Here is a 15932-nt window from a genome sequence, read left to right on the forward strand (position 1 = left end):
GCGCGCCCGGCGTCCGCGAGGGACCCTTCCGCACGCCGCGGCGCGCCGGAGCGCGGGTCGGGACACGCCGTCGCGCCGGTGGGCGACGCCCCCGGGTACGGCCCGCGCCGGTAAGCTGGCCCGCCGTGAGCACCAACGCAGTCCCGCCGACCGTGGCCGACGTGGTCGCCGAGCTGGAGCGGCGCTATCCGCCGGCCTGGGCGGAGGACTGGGACCGGGTCGGGCTGGTGCTCGGCGAGCCGGCTGCCCCGGTGCGCCGGATCCTCTGCGTGGTCGACGTGGTGCCCGAGACGGTCGCCGAGGCGCTCGACGCCGGCGCCGACATGATCGTCGCCCACCACCCGCTGCTGCTGCGCGGCGTCTCCTCGGTGGCTCCCACGACCTTCAAGGGCCGGATCGTCCACCGGCTCATCAAGTCCGACGTGGCGTTGTACGTCGCGCACACCAACGCCGACGTGGCCGACCCGGGGGTCTCCGACGCCCTCGCCGCCCGCTTCGGGCTGACCGGGCTGCGCCCGCTGCACCGGCCCGCCCCCGGCGCGCCGGCGCACGGCGGCGGCCGGGGCATCGGCCGGGTCGGCGAGCTGCCGGAGCCGATGACCCTGGCGGAGCTGACCCGGCACGCCGCCGCGGTGCTGCCCGCCACCGCCTCGGGAGTTCGCGCCGCCGGGCATCCCGGGCGTATGGTTCGTACCCTCGCGGTCAGCGGCGGCGCGGGGGACGGCTTCCTCGCCGACGCGACCGCGGCCGGGGCGGACGCGTTCCTCACCGCCGACCTGCGCCACCACCCGGCCGGCGAGCACCTCGCCGCCGACGGCCCGGCCCTGCTCGACGCCGCCCACTGGGCGACGGAACGACCGTGGCTGGACGACCTGGCCGCCCTCCTGCGGGAGGCGACGGGTGTCGAGACGCTGGTGTCCGACCTGGCCACCGACCCGTGGACCGTACACGCCGCCCCACCCGCGGTGGACGACAAGGAGCCCCGACGTGAAGGCTGACCCCCAGGTCCAGCGCCGCCTGCTCGACCTCCAGGCGATCGACACCTCCCTCGCCCAGCTCGCCCACCGCCGCCGGTCGCTGCCGGAGCGGGCCGAGCTGGACGCGCTGGCCCGGGAGCTCTCCGCGCTCGAGGACGAGCGGGTCCGCGCCCAGGTGGCCGTCGACGACCTGGACCGGGACATCGCCCGCCTGGAGAAGGACGTCGACCAGGTGCGGGCGCGCAAGTCCAAGAACGAGGACCGGCTCGCCGCCGGCACCGGCCCGGCCCGGGAGCTGGAGGCCCTCCAGCACGAGCTGGTCTCGCTCAACCGCCGCCAGGGCGACCTGGAGGACGCCGAGCTGGAGCTGATGGAACAGCGGGAGACCGCCCAGGGCGTGCTCGACGGCGTCGAGAAGCGGCTCGCCGAGATCCGCGAGCGGCGCGACGCCACCGAGCGGCGCCGCGACGAGAGCCTGGCCGAGATCGCCAAGGAGGAGGAGTTCAAGCAGGGCGCCCGCCAGCCCCTCGCGAGCGACCTTCCGGCCGACCTGGTGCGGCTCTACGACAAGATCCGCGAGGACACCGGGCTCGGCGCGGCGCTGCTGACCGCCGGCCGGTGCGGCGGCTGCCGACTGGAGCTCTCCGGCGCCGACGTGGCCCGGATCCGCAAGACGGCCCCCGACGAGGTCGTCCGCTGCGAGGACTGCCGGCGGATCATGGTGCGCACCAACGAGTCCGGCCTGTAGACCCGTGGCGCCGCGTGTGGTCGTCGTCGAGGCCGACGGCGGGGCCCGGGGCAATCCCGGCCCGGCCGGCTACGGCGCCGTGGTCCGCGACGCGGACACCGGCGAGGTGCTGGCCGAGCGGAGCGAGTCGATCGGCGTCGCCACCAACAACGTCGCCGAGTACCGGGGGCTGATCGCCGGCCTGGAGGCCGCCGCCGAGCTGGGCGCCGCCGAGGTCGAGGCCAGGATGGACTCGAAGCTGGTGGTCGAGCAGATGTCCGGCCGCTGGCAGATCAAGCACCCCGGGCTGCGTCCGCTCGCCGCACAGGCCGCCGGGCTCGCGGCCCGCTTCGCCGCCGTCCGGTTCGCCTGGATCCCCCGGGACCGCAACCGGCACGCCGACGCCCTCGCCAACGCCGCCATGGACGCCGCCGGCCGGGCGCCCGCCCGGTCCGCCGTCGAGCCGCCGCGCGTCGTGGAGCCCGCGCGCGAGGTGGCCGGCGCCGACTCGCCGGCCCGGGCGAGGGCCCGCGAGGCGGCCGCCCGCGCGGCGTCGGCGACGACCTCCGGCACCGACCCGGCCACCGCCCCCGCCTCCTGGGAGCCGCGGCCGAGCTTTACCGCCACCCGGCTGATCCTGGTCCGGCACGGCGAGACGGCCTTCACCGAGCAGCGCCGCTACTCCGGCCGCGGCGACGTGCCCCTCTCCGGGCGGGGCCGGGCCCAGGCGCGGGCCACGGCCGCCCGGGTGGCCGGGCTGGCCCCGTCCGTCGCTGCCGTGGTCAGCTCCCCCCTGTCCCGGTGTACGGCGACCGCCGAGGCGATCGCCGGAGCGCTCGGCGGGGTGCCGGTGCGCCGCGAGGACGACCTGGTCGAGTGCGACTTCGGGGCCTGGGAGGGGCGCACCTTCGCCGAGGTCCGCCAGGAGTGGCCGGGGGAGCTGGACGCCTGGCTCGCCTCGACCCGGGTGGCCCCGCCGGGCGGCGAGTCGTTCGTCGACGTCGCCGAGCGCTGCCGCCGCGCCGTCGACGGGCTGTGCCGGGCGTACCCGGGAGAGACCGTGGTGGTGGTCTCGCACGTCTCGCCGATCAAGCTGGTGCTGCGCGACGCGCTCGCGGCCGGCGACGCCCTCCTGCACCGGCTCTTCCTCGACCCCGCCGGCATCTCGGTGCTCGACACCTGGCCCGACGGCGGCGTCGCGGTCCGCTCCGTCAACGACACCGCGCACCTCGCCGCCCTCTGAGCCCGGGCGGCGGCCCGGTCCCGCCCGCGCCTGCCGGCCGGCGCGGCGCCCGCGCGTCCGGCCCGCCCCCGCCGTTCGGCGCACGCCCTGCGCCGTTCGGCGCACCGGCCTCCGCCTCGTGGACGTGACCGGGCTCACAGGGTCGTAGCCTCCGGCCGTCATCAGTGCCGATCTACGACACGCGGAGGTTTGTGGCAATGGCCGCACCCGAACCGGAGGCGCCGACAGCGGCGCGGTCCAGGGCGAAGGACCACAGCCCCTGGAACTGGTTGCTCTTCATCCCCATCGTGGTGCCCCTGATCCCGTTCTTCTTCAACGCGGACTCGCCCCGGTTCCTCGGCTTTCCGCGCTTCTACTGGCTCCAGCTCGCCTACATCCTGCTCGGCGTGGCCACCACCACGCTGGTGTACCAGATGACGAAGAAGCGGGGTGGCCGGTGAGCGCGCGGAGTGAGTCGGTGCTGCGAGCCACGCGGTCGCGAACGGAGGTGGTGTTCTGATGTGGCGCGACCACCTCACCGAGATCATCGTCTTCTCGGTGCTCTTCCTGCTGGTCAGCGCCATGGGCTTCGTGGCGGCCCGGTGGCGCGCCCCGAAGGACATGGCCCACCTCGACGAGTGGGGGCTGGGCGGGCGCAACTTCGGCGGCTGGATCACCTGGTTCCTGGTCGGCGGTGACCTCTACACCGCGTACACCTTCGTGGCGGTGCCGGCGCTGATGTTCGGGGCGGGCGCGGCGGGCTTCTTCGCCGTCCCGTACACCATCGTCATCTACCCGCTGGTCTTCCTGGTGCTGTGCCGGCTCTGGTCGGTCTCGCACCGGCACGGCTTCGTCACCCCGGCGGACTTCGTCCGCAAGCGGTTCGACTCGCCGGTGCTGGCGTTGCTGATCGCGATCACCGGCATCGTGGCCACGATGCCGTACATCGCGCTGCAACTGGTCGGCATCGAGGCGGTGCTCAAGACCATGGGGGTCACCGGGGAGAGCGCGCTGGCCCGGCACCTGCCGATCATCATCGCCTTCGCGATCCTGGCCGCGTACACGTACCAGTCCGGGCTGCGCGCGCCGGCGCTGATCGCGTTCGTCAAGGACACGCTGATCTACATCGTGATCCTGGTGGCGGTGCTCTACCTGCCGTACAAGCTGGGCGGCTGGGGCGCGATCTTCGACGCCGCGGACGCGAAGTTCGACGCGTCGCCGAACCCCAACGACGGGGTGCTGCTCAACGCCAACAACCAGCTCCAGTACGTCACGCTGGCGTTCGGCTCCGCGCTGGCGCTCTTCCTCTACCCGCACAGCATCACCGGCGTGCTGGCCAGCCGGAACCGCGACGTGATCAAGCGGAACATGTCGGCGCTGCCCGCGTACAGCCTGCTGCTCGGCCTGATCGCGCTGCTCGGCTTCATGGCCATCGCGGCCGGGGTGAAGCCGCTGCCCGGGTCGAAGGAGGGCACCGTGGACAGCAACACGGTGGTGCCGGTCCTGTTCGACCAGCAGTTCCCCGACTGGTTCGCCGGCGTCGCCTACGCGGCCATCGGCATCGGCGCGCTGGTGCCGGCGGCGATCATGTCGATCGCGGCGGCGAACCTGTTCACCCGCAACATCTACAAGGAGTACCTGAAGCGGGACGCCAGCCCCGCGCAGGAGGCGAACGTCTCCAAGATCACCTCGCTGGTGGTGAAGGTCGGCGCGGTGGCGTGCATCGTCTTCCTCGACCCGCAGTTCTCCATCGACCTCCAGCTCATCGGCGGCGTGATCATCCTCCAGACGCTGCCGGCGGTGGCGCTGGGCCTCTACACCCGCTGGTTCCACCGCAGCGCGCTGATCGGTGGCTGGGCCGCGGGCATGGGGCTGGGCATGTGGATGCTCTACCAGATCCCCAACGCCGCGACGGGCCGCAAGCACTTCGGCGGCTCGGCGTTCCCGCTCGCCGACTTCGGCTTCGACACCCCGAAGACGATCTACGTCGGGATCGTGGCGGTGCTGGTCAACCTCGCGGTCGCGGCGCTGCTGACGGTCGTGCTGCGGGCCGCGAAGGTCCGCGACGGCGGCGACGGCACCACGTCGGACGACTACTTCGCCGACGAGGGTGACCCGCGCGTCGTGCCCGGCCCGCGCCGGGACGCCGACGCCGCCCCGGAACCGGTCGCCTGAGCCCTCTCCCGGACCGCGTCGCCCCCGGCCCCCTGCGGCCGGGGGCCGACCGGCGGGGTGGGCGCCCTTCGTACGCTGACGACCATGACGAGACGCGCGCTGGTGGCCGTCCTCGGCGGCTCCGTCGCTACGCCGGCTCGACGGGCAGCCAGAGCTCGCGGGTCGCGGTGCTGAGGTCGTCGGTCGGCTCGGGCACCGCGACGATCTCCGGGCCCGGCCGCAGCCGCCACGGGTTGAAGGGAAACCACTCGGCTGCGGCCGCGGCCCAGGTCTTCTGCAGGGCCTGCGGAGGCGGCCCCACGGCCCGGATGACCACCCAGCGGCCCGCCGGGACCTCGATGACCTCGAGATCGCCCCGGACCGGCGTGCCCGGGGTCACGGCGACCCCGTGCAGGTAGGTCAGCTCGCTGCCTTCGTCGTAGTCCGCGTCGAGCTCGTCGAAGACCGCGAGCAGGCCGCCCGGGTCAGTGTCGCCGAGTGCCTTCAAGCGCAGGTGCTCCTCTGCCGGCAGCGCGGCGATGTGCTGCTGGATGTACGGGTTGATGCCCCGGTGGATCAGTGGAACCCGGGCAGCGTGCCCCACGAGCCGGAACGCGGGACGTTCGACGACGCGGGTTTCCATGCGTTCGCTCCCTTCGGCAGTCGGGCGGAACCTGAAGCTGTGGTGCTGCGCGACAGTGCCTCCGTATCGTGACCGGCTCTGCCGCGGCACACCCGACAGAAGGGGAGCGGAAAGTGTCGGGTGATCGGGATCGGTGCCGCCACACGATGGGGGCATGGACGACACGACACTGGTATCCCGGTTCCTTCGCGACGGCTTCGTGAAGTTGGCGGGCGCCGTCGCACCGCGCGTGGCCGCGGACTGCGCGCGGCTGCTGTGGCGGGAGACGGGCTGCGACCCGGACGACCCAGCCACCTGGACGCAGCCCGTGCACTGGGTGCCCGGCATGGCGCAGGGGCCGTTCGCCGCCGCACCCAATTCACCGTTCCTCCATCACGCGTACGACCTGCTCGTCGGCGCGGGACGCTGGGAGCCGCGTTACTCGCTGGGCACGTTCCCGTTGCGCTTTCCGCACAGGGACGAGCCGAACGACGCGGGCTGGCACATCGAGGGCAGCTATCTGCCGGAGGGCGCGAGCTGGTACTTCACGAACGTTCGCTCCCGGGGCCGGGCGCTGCTGATGCTGTTCCTGTTCAGCGAGACCGGTGCGGAGGACGCCCCGACACGGATCCGGGTCGGCTCACACCTCGACGTGCCGAAGGTGCTCGAGAAGTACGGGGAGGACGGCGCGAGCGGGCTGGACCTCGCGCCCGAGTTGGTGGCGGCGTCCGACCACCGGCCACTCGCCCTGGCCACCGGGTCCCCAGGCGATGTCTTCCTGTGCCATCCCTTCCTGGTGCACGCTGCGCAACCGCACCACGGGACGCGGCCGCGCTTCATGGCCCAGCCGCCGCTGGTGCCGGCCGCGCCGTACGAACTGGAACGGGCCGACGGTGCGTACTCGCCCGTGGAGATCGCGATTCGCCGAGGACTCGGGCAGGACACCCCCGTTCCTGAGGTACGGGGGAGGCGGGGACAACGGTGAGGGTGCGGGTGAGTGGCCGCAACGCACGATTCCAACAGTGGGAGGCTCTGCTCCGCAATCGGACCAAGCGGCAGCGTCGCGGCGAATTCCTCGTACAGGGCGTGCGCCCGATCGCCATGGCCATCGAACACGGCTGGCAGGTTCGAGAACTGCTCTACGACGCCGACGTCCAGCTGTCCGGCTGGGCACGCGAGACCCTGGACACCGTCCGGGCCGAGAGGTTCGCCGTCTCCCGTGAACTGATGCACATGCTGGGCGGCAAGGCGGACACGGTTCCGGAGCTGCTGGCCGTGGTCGCGCTGCCGCAGGACGACCTGTGCCGCATCCCGGCCGGGCCGACCATGCTCACCGTCGTGTTCGACCGGCCCACCAGCCCTGGCAACATCGGGACGCTCATCCGGTCCGCAGACGCCTTCGGCGCGTCCGGCGTCATCGTCACCGGCCATGCCGCCGATGTGTACGACCCGAAGGCGGTGCGGGCGAGCACCGGCTCGCTGTTCGCGCTGCCCGTGGTCCGGGCGCCCTCACACCAGGCCGTGCTGTCCTGGGTCGCCGACGTGCGCGCCGACGGCGTCGGCATCGGCATCGTGGGTGCCGATGAGCACGGCGCACTGGATGCCGCCGAGTACGACTTCACGCAACCCACGCTGACCCTGATCGGCAACGAGACCACCGGTCTCAGCGTCGGCTGGCGTGAGGCCTGCGACCAGCTCGTCCGGGTCCCGATGTCCGGGGCCGCCAGCTCCCTGAACGCGGCGGCCGCCGCGACCGTCGTGCTCTACGAGTCGGCACGCCAGCGCAGCGCTGCCGCCCGCCGGTAGCGCAGAGGCACGCCGTGGAGTGCGGCGTCAACAGGCTCAAACGCCACCGCGGGGTAGCCATCCGGTACGACAAGCTCGCCGTGCGCTACGAGGCCACCGTGCACGCCGCAGCGATCAACGAGCGGCTACCCCGCTTCACGCTCCACGACCACCAGCCGCTCGGGCGTCCCAGGCCGGCCAGCTGTCGACGAGGCTCAGCGCAGCGCGCGCCAGAGCAGGTAGAGCCCGATCGACGTGCCGAAGACCACGATCAGCACCTTGAGCACCACCGGGGGCAGCCGGCGCACCAGCCGCGCGCCGGCGTACCCGCCGACCAGCGTCGCCGGCGCGACCACCGCGACGGCCGCCCAGTTCACCGGCCCGAACAGCGCGAACACCACGAGCGTCGTCAGCCCGACCAGCGCGGAGAGCAGGTTCTTGATCGCGCTGACCCGGGCCAGCGTGGCATCCAGCACCAGGGCCAGGCCGGCGACCAGCATCACCCCGAGCGCCGCGCCGAAGTAGCCGCCGTACACCGCGCCGAGCGCGACCATGGCCTGCACCGTGACCGTACGGCGCCGCGCCGTCAGGTCGCGCGGATGCCCGACCAGCCGGCGCAGCGGATCCTGGAACGCCAGCACCGCCGTCGCCCCGAGCACCAGGAAGGGCACCACCAGCTCGAACGCCCGGGCCGGGGTGGCCAGCAGCAGCAGCGCCCCGGCGATCGTGCCGACGATCGTGGTGGGCGCCAGCGTGGCCAGCGCCCGCCGGGGCGGCAGGTCCTGCCGGCTGCCCGCCACGCTGGCCACATACCCGGGAAAGACCGCCACCGAGTTGCTCACGTTGGCCGGCACCGGCGGCAGGCCCACCGCGATCATCGCCGGGAAGGTGATCAGCGAGCCCCCGCCGGCCACCGCGTTGACCGTGCCCGCGGCGAGCCCGGCGGCGAGCAGCAGCGCGGCGTCGGAGACATCCATGGTCCCCAGAGGCTAGTACGCGTCCACGGCGAGACGGGTGCCGGTCGGTCCCGGGGTGGCAATAGCCGCGGCCGTGGCGTCGTTAGGATGGGTGCGCGACGGACGAGTCGACCGGGCGGTCGCGTCGGCGGGCTCCGGCCCGCCGCCGAGGAACGTCCGGACTCCACAGGGCAGGGTGGTTGCTAACGGCAACCCGGGGCGACCCGCGGGACAGTGCCACAGAAAACAGACCGCCGGACCCATCGGGGACGGTAAGGGTGAAACGGTGGGGTAAGAGCCCACCAGCACCCCGGGTGACCGGGGTGGCTCGGTAAACCCCACCCGGAGCAAGGCCAAGAAAGGGCCGTCGACCAGCAGGACGACGACCCGCGCAGACGATCGAGGGTGGCCCGCCCGATGTCTGCGGGTAGGCCGCTTGAGCCTGCCGGCAACGGCAGGCCTAGATGGATGGCCGCCGCCGGCACGAGCCCCTCGGGCGCGTGCCGGTCACAGAATCCGGCGTACAGGTCGACTCGTCCGTCGCCCACCAGCTCAGAGCCTCGATCAAGGCTCTGAGCTGGTTCTATGTCCGGGCGTCGATGGTCATTGTTGGTCAACTTTGGCCGGCGTTTTGAGGCCTCCTGATTACCTGGCAACCCGGCTCACGCTCCAGCCAGGAACGCACCCGCCAGACCATCGACGCGCGACGTGTGACCCCGCGTGCTTAGGGTGTCCGTCGGCGGAACGCTGATCGATCAGCGAGCAGGAGGAAGTTGATGCGCAATCTGCCGGGGTGGGTGCAGGTGTGGTTTCTCATGCCGCCCGGCAGTAGTGCGACGAGCATGGGGATGGGTGCGGAACTGGTGGCACCGGATCGGGTGCGGCTACCGAGGGCGCCGTGGGGCGCGTTCGACGCCGCGAGGCACGACATTCTTCGTGTTGAGCGCGACCACGACGGTCAGTGGTGGGTCAAGGAAAAGGTCACGGCATCGGGCTACTGCGCGATCCGCGTCTGGGCCTCTGATGACAACGATCTCGAACACTTCGAGGACCTTGTACTGGCTGACTTCGCCCACGGGTGCGGTTGCTCCTGAGCGACGGTGAACGCGCCGGTCGCTGGACTGTCGACGAGCTGTGTGTCACCGCGGCGTGGCAGGCGGCCGCTCCATGATCACGTGTTCGTCCGGGAGCCGCTCCGTATCGGTAACCACGGTGCCCGGTTGTCGTCCCTCGGGTGCTGCCTCATCGGTCGACTGGCTCTACGACTCCCCGACGGCCTCCATCGCCCGCCAGCTCATAGCCTGATGACGGCTCTGAGCTAGGCGATCATCCGGTGATGCCCGCCCATCGAGCGGCTTCACGGCGCGCCTCACGGCCCGGGGGCGGGGGCCACATCGCGGCGAGGCGGTACACCCGGCCTTTGTCGACGCCCAGCAAAGGGTCGGGCGATGCGCCCGGCAGCTGTCCGAGCGCATCGCCTTCAGCGGGGTCGTGCACCGGCTGTTCGAGCCGGTGGCGACAGATCTCTCTGATCAGAAGGGGGGTGCGTCCTCGCCCATCAACGCCAGCACGACGCCTCCCTTCCCGCTCTTGAGGCCCTGGACCACGACCTTGCCGGTGCTGCCGTCGGGCAGCTCCAACGTGAAGGTCTTCCCGACCGCGTTCTTGGGGCCGTTGCCGGCGCTGTTGGCGGGTCGGAAGTCGCCCGCCCAGGGCGGGATCCCACCCCTGCGGGCCGGCTCGGCGAAGAGCGCGGCGGTGCCGGGGGTCCTGGTGCCGTCGGAGGAGAGAAGCACTGAGGCGCTGCGATAGGTAGCCATATGCGCCAAGGCTATCCCGGACCGCGCTCGTCCGCGGCCCGACTCGCATCAGGCTCAACCGCCTCGCTCGTTACGGAGCGGGCGCGACGCGCGGCAGGCGCGTACAGGATGATCTTGAACCTGCCGGTCACGGCGAGTTCGGAGGCTTGGCCTTCTGCGGGTAGATCGTCTCGTGGCGGGCCAGCATGGCGACCATCTCGCCGATCTTCCGCTCGCGGGTCTGCGCCCGTTTGACGGCATTCAGGCGGTGGATGAGCGCGAACCGATTGGTCTTGGTGAGTACGTCGAACATGGCCTGGGCGGCGGGGTCGGCGGCGATGGCGGCGGAGAGGTCGGCGGGCACCTCGGCCTCCGACGGCGGGGCGTAGGCGGCCGCCCACCGTCCGTCAACCTTCGCGGCTTCCACCGCGGCGCGGCCGGCGGGCCGCATGCGCCCCTGCTCCTCCAGCCGGGCCACGTGGGCGACGTTGCGTTGTGACCAGGAACTGCGGGGCCTGCGAGGGGTGAACCGGATCCAGGAGCTTTCCTGATCCCGCTTACGGGCCTGCCCGTCGATCCAGCCGAAACAGAGGGCCTCGTCGACCGCCTGCTGCCAGGTCAGCGTCGTGACCGTGCCGCCCTTCCTGGTGAGGGCGAGCCAGACACCGGGCGAGGTGGCGTGGTTGGCCGACAACCACTCGCGCAGCGCGTCGGCGTCCGCGACGATCAACTCATCCAGTTCGACGCTCGCCATGACGACAGGCTAACGCCGCGCCGTTGCCGCAGCCGCTGCCGGTGGGCAGCCCGACCCGCCGGGCTGCCGGCGACCTCGACCCCCTCGGCCCGCGGCAGGTGCGGACGTCCGGGCGCTACTCGTCGACGAGCTGCTCTCGAAGGATGTCCGCGTGCCCACAGTGCTGGGCGAGTTCGCGCAGCACGTGGAGATACACCCACCGCAGCGGAACTGGGCCCCGCCGGTGCCCGTGCAGCATGTCGTCCAGGTCCAGGGATGACGTCGCGCGGCGTGACGCTTCGCAGGCTTCGCGGTGTGCGTGCCGGACGGAGGCGATCGTGTCGTCGTCATCGAGGACGAACGACTCGTCCGCCGTGGCGGGAATGCCGATCTCCGCGCGCGAACGGCACGTGACGGCTTCGTCGAACCAGACCTTCTCGACGAAGGTCGCGTGCTTAACCAGTCCCAGCAGCGTGGTCTGGGAGGCCACCAGCGATCGGCGTGCCTGTTCCTCGGTCAGCCCGTCCAGGCAGCCGTTGAGCGCGCCGCGGTGCTCGTCGAGGAACGCCTCGAACTGGGCCCGGACTGGCTGTGCGACGACCTGGTCGGCGAAGGTGGGCGGGTAGGAAGGCATGAGCGAAGCATTCCAGCAGTCAGCCACCGCCCGGTAGGCGCCGGTGCGGAGCCGGCCCGGCCACGGTCCCGGGCGTGCCGGCCGGCCGCGTGGTCGCGACGGGACCATAGGATCCGGCGATGACCGACGAGCCGTCGAGCCCCGGCCCGTTGACCGCCGGGCCGGAGCCGCTGCGGCGGCCGGCGAGCATCGTCGGGAGCATGCTGCTGCTCGCGTTCTGGTGGGCGTACCTGCTCGCCGTGGACGTCGCGCTGCTCGCTGAGGTCGGTGGCGCCGGCAACTGGCTCGCCCTGGCCGGTTGCACGGTGGCGGTCGTCGTCGTGCTGCGTGGGCTCTGGCGCGGCGGTCAGACGGCGTGGCGGGTGGTGCACCGGTTCGCCGCGCCGGTCGCCGTGACGTTCCTGGCCGGGGCCGCCAGCGTGCTGCTCCTCGGGCCGCACCTCGGGTCCCTGGTCACGACGCCGGTCGAACCGGCCGTCGTCGTGGCCCTGGCGGGCGGGGCGCTGGCGGTGCTGGCGCTGCTGGCCGGCGGGCTGCTCGTCCGCACCAGGTCGGCGCGTGCCTGGTGTGTTCGCCGCTGAGCCCACCCCGCGCCCGCCGGGCACAGCTGGCGGAAGGTGAGGGTTCGAGATCTGCGACGCCGCTAGCGCGACGCCCGCCGACCGGCGCGGCCCGCGCGCGTCCCTTCGTCCGGAGCCGGTGCGGCCCGGCGGCCCCCGTCGGCGGGGGGAACCGCGGTCGGGGCGCCCCGACGGGGAGCGTTAGTGCCCTCCTGCGACGGGTAGTCGGCTGCGCCGGGACGAGCGGCGGGGAGGTCGGATGACGGCGACCAGTGCCTTCTTCGAGCAGTTGGCCGGTGTCGGCCATGATCCGAACTTGTGCAAGGTGCGCGGCAGCGTCCGGTTCGACATCCGGGAGGGGGACGGGGTCGAACAGTGGCTGCTGGACATCGACAACGGGAACCTGCGGGTCACCCGGGGCGCCCACCCCGCCGACGCGGTCATCACCGTCTCCGCCGAGGTCGCGGAGGCGATGACCCGGGGCGAGATGAACGGTCTGGCCGGGATGACCCGGGGCGAGATCCTCGTGGACGGCGACCTCGCCCTGGCGATGCGGATCGGGCGGCTGTTCCCGGTGACCGCCCCCGCGCGACGACAGGCCGTCCCCGGCCACGGGGACTGACCCGGTGAAGGACATTCCCGGCACCGTGTCGTGCATCGACGGCAGCACCTTCATCGTCTCGGACTCCAGCGGCGACGTGGAGTCGTCGCCCGCGACCCCCGTCGGCCTGTTCGCCGCCGACTCCCGTTTCCTGTCCCGTTGGGTGCTCACCGTCGACGGCGACCGGCTGACCGCGCTGTCGGTGGACGACAGCCAGTACTACGAGGCGGCGTTCTTCGTGGTGCCGGGCGGCCAGGCCGACTACGTGGAGGCCGACGTGTCGGCGATCCGGCGGCGACGGATCGGGCCGGACCTGACCGAGTGGCTGACGCTGTTCAACTACGGGAAGGAGGAGGTCGAACTCGACGTACGTCTGGAGGTGGCGGCCGACTTCGCGGACATCTTCGACATCAAGTTCGACCTCCGGGAGAAGGCCGGCAGTCACTACACCCACGTCGGCCCGGACGAGTTGCGCCTGGGCTACCGGCGCGGCACGTTCCGGCGGGAGGTCTCCGTCTCGGCGAGCGAGCCGGCCGACTTCGATCCGCGCGGCCTCCGGTTCACCCCCCGGCTGCGACCCGGCGACCGGTGGTCGACGGAGCTGCGGGTGGTCATGCGGGCGCTGCGTCCGGACGGCGTCGACCTCCGTGCCCCGGTGCGGGCGCTGCGCCCGGACCACTCCACCCTGCCGACGAGCGTGCGGGCGTGGCTCGCGCAGGCGCCGAAACTGGACACCGAGAGCAGCGCGCTGCAACAGGTGTACCACCGCAGCCTGGTGGACCTGGCCGCGCTGCGCTTCGCTCCGCTCTCGCTCGGCGGCGCGGCCGTGCCGGCGGCCGGCCTGCCCTGGTTCATGACCCTGTTCGGCCGGGACAGCCTGCTGACCTGCCTGCAGACCCTGCCCTTCACCCCCTCGCTGACCCCGCCGACCCTGCGGATCCTCGCCTCGCTACAGGGTGTCCGGACCGACGACATCCTGGAGGAGGACCCCGGCCGGATCCCGCACGAGCTGCGCTACGGCGAGTCGGCCGCGTTCGAGGAACAGCCGCACTCGCCGTACTACGGCACCGTGGACGCCTCGCCGCTGTTCGTGGTGCTGCTCGACGAGTACGAGCGGTGGAGCGGCGACGCGGCGCTGGTGCTGGAGCTGGAGCAGGAGGTCCGCGCGGCCCTGGCGTGGATCGACGAGTACGCCGACCTGACGTCCACCGGCTACCTCTGGTACGAGCGACGCAACCGCGCCACCGGCCTGGAGAACCAGTGCTGGAAGGACTCCTGGGACAGCATCTCCTACGCCGACGGCAGGCTGCCCGGCTTTCCGAGGGCCACCTGCGAGGCGCAGGGCTACGCCTACGACGCCAAGATCCGGGCGGCGCGGCTGGCCCGTACGTTCTGGGGCGACCCGGCGTACGCCGACCGGCTGGAACGGGAGGCGGCGGCGCTGTACGACCGCTTCAACCGCGACTTCTGGCTCGACGACCGCGGCTACTACGCCCTCGCCCTCGACCGTGACGGCACCCCGGTCGACAGCCTCTCCTCCAACATCGGGCACCTGCTGTGGAGCGGCATCGTGCCGCCGGAGCGGGCCGCGCGGGTCGCCGAGCACCTGCTGGGTCCGGCGCTCTTCTCCGGCTGGGGAGTGCGGACCCTCGCCGAGGGGCAGACCCGCTACAACCCGCTCGGATACCACCGCGGCACGGTCTGGCCGTTCGACAACTCGTTCATCGCCTGGGGCCTGCGCCGCTACGGATTCGCCGACGAGGCGGGCCGCATCGCCGAGGGCATCATCGACGCCGCCACGTACTTCCAGGGCCGGCTTCCCGAGGCCTTCGGCGGCTTCGACCGGCACACCACGCGGTACCCGGTCCGGTATCCCACCGCCGGCAGCCCGCAGGCATGGTCCAGCGGAGCGTCCCTGCTGCTCATCCGGACCATGCTCGGCATCGAACCGCACGAGGACCACCTCGCCGTGGACCCGGCGCTGCCTCCCGGCTTCGCCCGGCTCGCGCTGCTGGACATCCCGGGTCGCTGGGGCAAGGTCGACGCGTTCGCCCGCCAGCGCTTCGACCGGCCGCGCGCCGGGGGCAGCGGGTCCGAACCGCGGTTCTCCTGAGACGCCCGCCGAGCCCGCGCCGTCGGGTCGGGGCCCTCCGCGTTGCCCGACCCGCCGGTCACAGCGCCGCCGCGCGGATCGCCGCCAGGACGCGGCGTTGGAAGGCCCGCGACTCCGGGCCGCCCGGCGGGGGCCCGCCGGCCCGCGCCGCGATCGACCGTTCGATCAGACCGGCGGCCCCGCCGCCGATCGGGTCGGCAGCCGCGCCGCCGTCGGCCGCGTCGGCCGGCCAGCCGTCGGCGAGAAGGCGGCGGCCGGCGTCGGCCTTCGACAGCCAGACGCCGTGGCGGACCCTGACCAGGGACCGGCAGGCGCCGAGCACCGCGTCCTCGGCCCCCGGGGCGGGGCCGTCGCCGGACGGGGTCGGCAGGGCCAGCCACCAGCGCAGCGCGTCGGTCAGCAGGCGGCGCAGGTCGGCGGGGGAGAGGTCGGCGAAGGCCTCGGCGGCCGGCGGCCCGAGCAGGGCGTACCCGCACTGGTGCAGGATGCTGCGGTCCAGTCCGTACCAGAAGAGGCCGTCCTCGGCGGGCCGGTCGGCGGCGGCCCACGTCGCCCGGAACGGCATCCGCGCCCCCGTGTTCAGCTCGACCTCGAACCCGGGTTCCGGGGTGCCGGAGCGGGCGACGGCCCGGCGGTAGACGACCAGCTCCAGCCCGCGCGCGGGGCAGGGCAGCGCCTCGTGCCGCAGCCGCGCCACCAGCTCCCGTCTGCCGGTGAGGCCGAGGGCGTCGGCGCAGACCAGCGCGACGTCGACGTCGCTGCGCCCCGGCTGGTACGCCCCCAGCCCGACCGAGCCGGCCGCGTACGCCCCGACCAGGCCGTCGCCGAGGACGTCGCGGGCGGCGGCGACCAGGTCGGCGAGGTAGCGGCGCAGGGGCGGGTCGAGGTCGGTCATCGCGCCCGGCCCGGGCGGAGCGCGGCCCGGCCGACGCGCTGGCGCGGTCGCGGGAGGTGTCGCGGAACCATCCGGCGACCCTAGCCCGCCCGCCGCCCGCCGCCCGCCGCCCGCCGCCCGCCGCCCGGCGAACCGGGTGGCCGCCCGCCCGGCG

General features: G+C 73.2%; 17 protein-coding genes and 1 other RNA gene. 12 read left to right on the plus strand and 6 right to left on the minus strand.

The genetic code is table 11. The features are described 5' to 3' along the window. Window positions 1–161: 161 nt before the first annotated feature. The 5 genes from V6V16_RS06365 (at window position 162) to mctP (ending at window position 5101) form a co-directional block, all read left to right on the plus strand. Window positions 162–998, plus strand: coding sequence for a Nif3-like dinuclear metal center hexameric protein (locus V6V16_RS06365; RefSeq protein ID WP_334560512.1), 837 nt, complete (start codon window positions 162–164; stop codon window positions 996–998). Continuing rightward, complete coding sequence (locus tag V6V16_RS06370) at window positions 988–1725, plus strand: zinc ribbon domain-containing protein (RefSeq protein ID WP_334560369.1); 738 nt, start codon at window positions 988–990, stop codon at window positions 1723–1725. Before V6V16_RS06365 ends, V6V16_RS06370 begins: the two co-directional genes overlap by 11 nt. Before the next feature lie 4 nt (window positions 1726–1729). Further along, entirely contained in the window at window positions 1730–2947 is a 1218-nt protein-coding gene (locus V6V16_RS06375; protein ID WP_334560371.1) for a bifunctional RNase H/acid phosphatase, read from the plus strand. Window positions 2948–3144: 197 nt separating this feature from the next. Then, the gene (locus tag V6V16_RS06380) at window positions 3145–3387 is read left to right on the plus strand and encodes a DUF3311 domain-containing protein (protein ID WP_334560373.1); all 243 of its coding nucleotides are present in this window, start codon (window positions 3145–3147) and stop codon (window positions 3385–3387) included. Window positions 3388–3445: 58 nt separating this feature from the next. Continuing rightward, window positions 3446–5101: a monocarboxylate uptake permease MctP gene (gene mctP, locus V6V16_RS06385; protein WP_334560375.1), complete on the plus strand. Its 1656-nt coding sequence runs from the start codon at window positions 3446–3448 to the stop codon at window positions 5099–5101. Window positions 5102–5228: 127 nt separating this feature from the next. On the opposite strand, the gene V6V16_RS06390 is transcribed toward mctP, so the two are convergent. Next, window positions 5229–5723 (minus strand): GyrI-like domain-containing protein, encoded by a 495-nt coding sequence (locus V6V16_RS06390; protein WP_334560378.1) that lies wholly within the window; start codon window positions 5721–5723, stop codon window positions 5229–5231. Between the two features lie 154 nt (window positions 5724–5877). On the opposite strand from V6V16_RS06390, the gene V6V16_RS06395 reads away from it, so the two are divergent. Together V6V16_RS06395 and V6V16_RS06400 are read left to right on the plus strand one after the other, a co-directional pair. After that, a complete protein-coding gene (locus V6V16_RS06395) occupies window positions 5878–6687 on the plus strand; it encodes a phytanoyl-CoA dioxygenase family protein (protein ID WP_334560380.1) in 810 nt (269 codons plus the stop codon). Next, window positions 6684–7508 (plus strand): TrmH family RNA methyltransferase, encoded by an 825-nt coding sequence (locus tag V6V16_RS06400; RefSeq protein WP_334560383.1) that lies wholly within the window; start codon window positions 6684–6686, stop codon window positions 7506–7508. The genes V6V16_RS06395 and V6V16_RS06400 overlap by 4 nt, the downstream gene beginning before the upstream one ends. A gap of 194 nt (window positions 7509–7702) precedes the next feature. Here V6V16_RS06400 and V6V16_RS06410 read toward each other — a convergent pair whose 3' ends face one another. Beyond that, window positions 7703–8464, minus strand: a complete 762-nt coding sequence (locus V6V16_RS06410) for a sulfite exporter TauE/SafE family protein (protein WP_334560385.1) — start codon at window positions 8462–8464, stop codon at window positions 7703–7705. Window positions 8465–8567: 103 nt separating this feature from the next. On the opposite strand from V6V16_RS06410, the gene rnpB reads away from it, so the two are divergent. Beyond that, window positions 8568–8983: RNase P RNA component class A (gene rnpB, locus V6V16_RS06415), an RNA gene on the plus strand. Between the two features lie 236 nt (window positions 8984–9219). Further along, window positions 9220–9537: a DUF4265 domain-containing protein gene (locus tag V6V16_RS06420; RefSeq protein WP_334560388.1), complete on the plus strand. Its 318-nt coding sequence runs from the start codon at window positions 9220–9222 to the stop codon at window positions 9535–9537. Window positions 9538–9975: 438 nt separating this feature from the next. Here the strand turns inward: V6V16_RS06420 and V6V16_RS06425 are convergent, their stop codons facing one another. From V6V16_RS06425 to V6V16_RS06435, 3 genes are all read right to left on the minus strand, one after another. Next, a complete protein-coding gene (locus tag V6V16_RS06425) occupies window positions 9976–10263 on the minus strand; it encodes a hypothetical protein (protein WP_334523733.1) in 288 nt (95 codons plus the stop codon). Window positions 10264–10390: 127 nt separating this feature from the next. Further along, a complete protein-coding gene (locus V6V16_RS06430; RefSeq protein ID WP_334560391.1) occupies window positions 10391–10996 on the minus strand; it encodes a YdeI/OmpD-associated family protein in 606 nt (201 codons plus the stop codon). A gap of 115 nt (window positions 10997–11111) precedes the next feature. Next, the gene (locus V6V16_RS06435) at window positions 11112–11609 is read right to left on the minus strand and encodes a DinB family protein (RefSeq protein ID WP_334560394.1); all 498 of its coding nucleotides are present in this window, start codon (window positions 11607–11609) and stop codon (window positions 11112–11114) included. A 119-nt stretch (window positions 11610–11728) separates the two neighbouring features. Between V6V16_RS06435 and V6V16_RS06440 the strand changes: the two genes are divergently transcribed. From V6V16_RS06440 to V6V16_RS06450, 3 genes are all read left to right on the plus strand, one after another. After that, window positions 11729–12190, plus strand: a complete 462-nt coding sequence (locus V6V16_RS06440) for a hypothetical protein (RefSeq protein WP_334560395.1) — start codon at window positions 11729–11731, stop codon at window positions 12188–12190. 238 nt (window positions 12191–12428) lie between these two features. Beyond that, entirely contained in the window at window positions 12429–12791 is a 363-nt protein-coding gene (locus V6V16_RS06445; protein WP_334560397.1) for an SCP2 sterol-binding domain-containing protein, read from the plus strand. A 13-nt stretch (window positions 12792–12804) separates the two neighbouring features. Then, window positions 12805–14883 carry an amylo-alpha-1,6-glucosidase gene (locus V6V16_RS06450; protein WP_334560516.1) on the plus strand — a complete coding sequence of 693 codons (2079 nt, stop codon included), beginning with the start codon at window positions 12805–12807 and terminating at the stop codon, window positions 14881–14883. Between the two features lie 58 nt (window positions 14884–14941). On the opposite strand, the gene V6V16_RS06455 is transcribed toward V6V16_RS06450, so the two are convergent. Then, window positions 14942–15778, minus strand: coding sequence for a nucleotidyltransferase domain-containing protein (locus V6V16_RS06455; protein WP_334560399.1), 837 nt, complete (start codon window positions 15776–15778; stop codon window positions 14942–14944). Window positions 15779–15932 lie beyond the last annotated feature (154 nt).

Origin of the sequence: Micromonospora sp. CPCC 205561 (genome assembly GCF_036906775.1) — a bacterium.
GTDB lineage: Bacteria > Actinomycetota > Actinomycetes > Mycobacteriales > Micromonosporaceae > Micromonospora.

What these genes read in the sequence shown, in the direction of transcription:
- mctP (WP_334560375.1), top strand. Translation starts at nt 3,446, where the DNA reads ATGTGGCGCGACCACCTCACCGAGATCATCGTCTTCTCGGTGCTCTTC.
- V6V16_RS06430 (WP_334560391.1), bottom strand. Translation starts at nt 10,996, where the DNA reads ATGGCGAGCGTCGAACTGGATGAGTTGATCGTCGCGGACGCCGACGCG.
- V6V16_RS06445 (WP_334560397.1), top strand. Translation starts at nt 12,429, where the DNA reads ATGACGGCGACCAGTGCCTTCTTCGAGCAGTTGGCCGGTGTCGGCCAT.
- V6V16_RS06390 (WP_334560378.1), bottom strand. Translation starts at nt 5,723, where the DNA reads ATGGAAACCCGCGTCGTCGAACGTCCCGCGTTCCGGCTCGTGGGGCAC.
- V6V16_RS06455 (WP_334560399.1), bottom strand. Translation starts at nt 15,778, where the DNA reads ATGACCGACCTCGACCCGCCCCTGCGCCGCTACCTCGCCGACCTGGTC.
- V6V16_RS06425 (WP_334523733.1), bottom strand. Translation starts at nt 10,263, where the DNA reads ATGGCTACCTATCGCAGCGCCTCAGTGCTTCTCTCCTCCGACGGCACC.
- V6V16_RS06380 (WP_334560373.1), top strand. Translation starts at nt 3,145, where the DNA reads ATGGCCGCACCCGAACCGGAGGCGCCGACAGCGGCGCGGTCCAGGGCG.
- V6V16_RS06395 (WP_334560380.1), top strand. Translation starts at nt 5,878, where the DNA reads ATGGACGACACGACACTGGTATCCCGGTTCCTTCGCGACGGCTTCGTG.
- V6V16_RS06440 (WP_334560395.1), top strand. Translation starts at nt 11,729, where the DNA reads ATGACCGACGAGCCGTCGAGCCCCGGCCCGTTGACCGCCGGGCCGGAG.
- V6V16_RS06435 (WP_334560394.1), bottom strand. Translation starts at nt 11,609, where the DNA reads ATGCCTTCCTACCCGCCCACCTTCGCCGACCAGGTCGTCGCACAGCCA.
- V6V16_RS06420 (WP_334560388.1), top strand. Translation starts at nt 9,220, where the DNA reads ATGCGCAATCTGCCGGGGTGGGTGCAGGTGTGGTTTCTCATGCCGCCC.
- V6V16_RS06410 (WP_334560385.1), bottom strand. Translation starts at nt 8,464, where the DNA reads ATGGATGTCTCCGACGCCGCGCTGCTGCTCGCCGCCGGGCTCGCCGCG.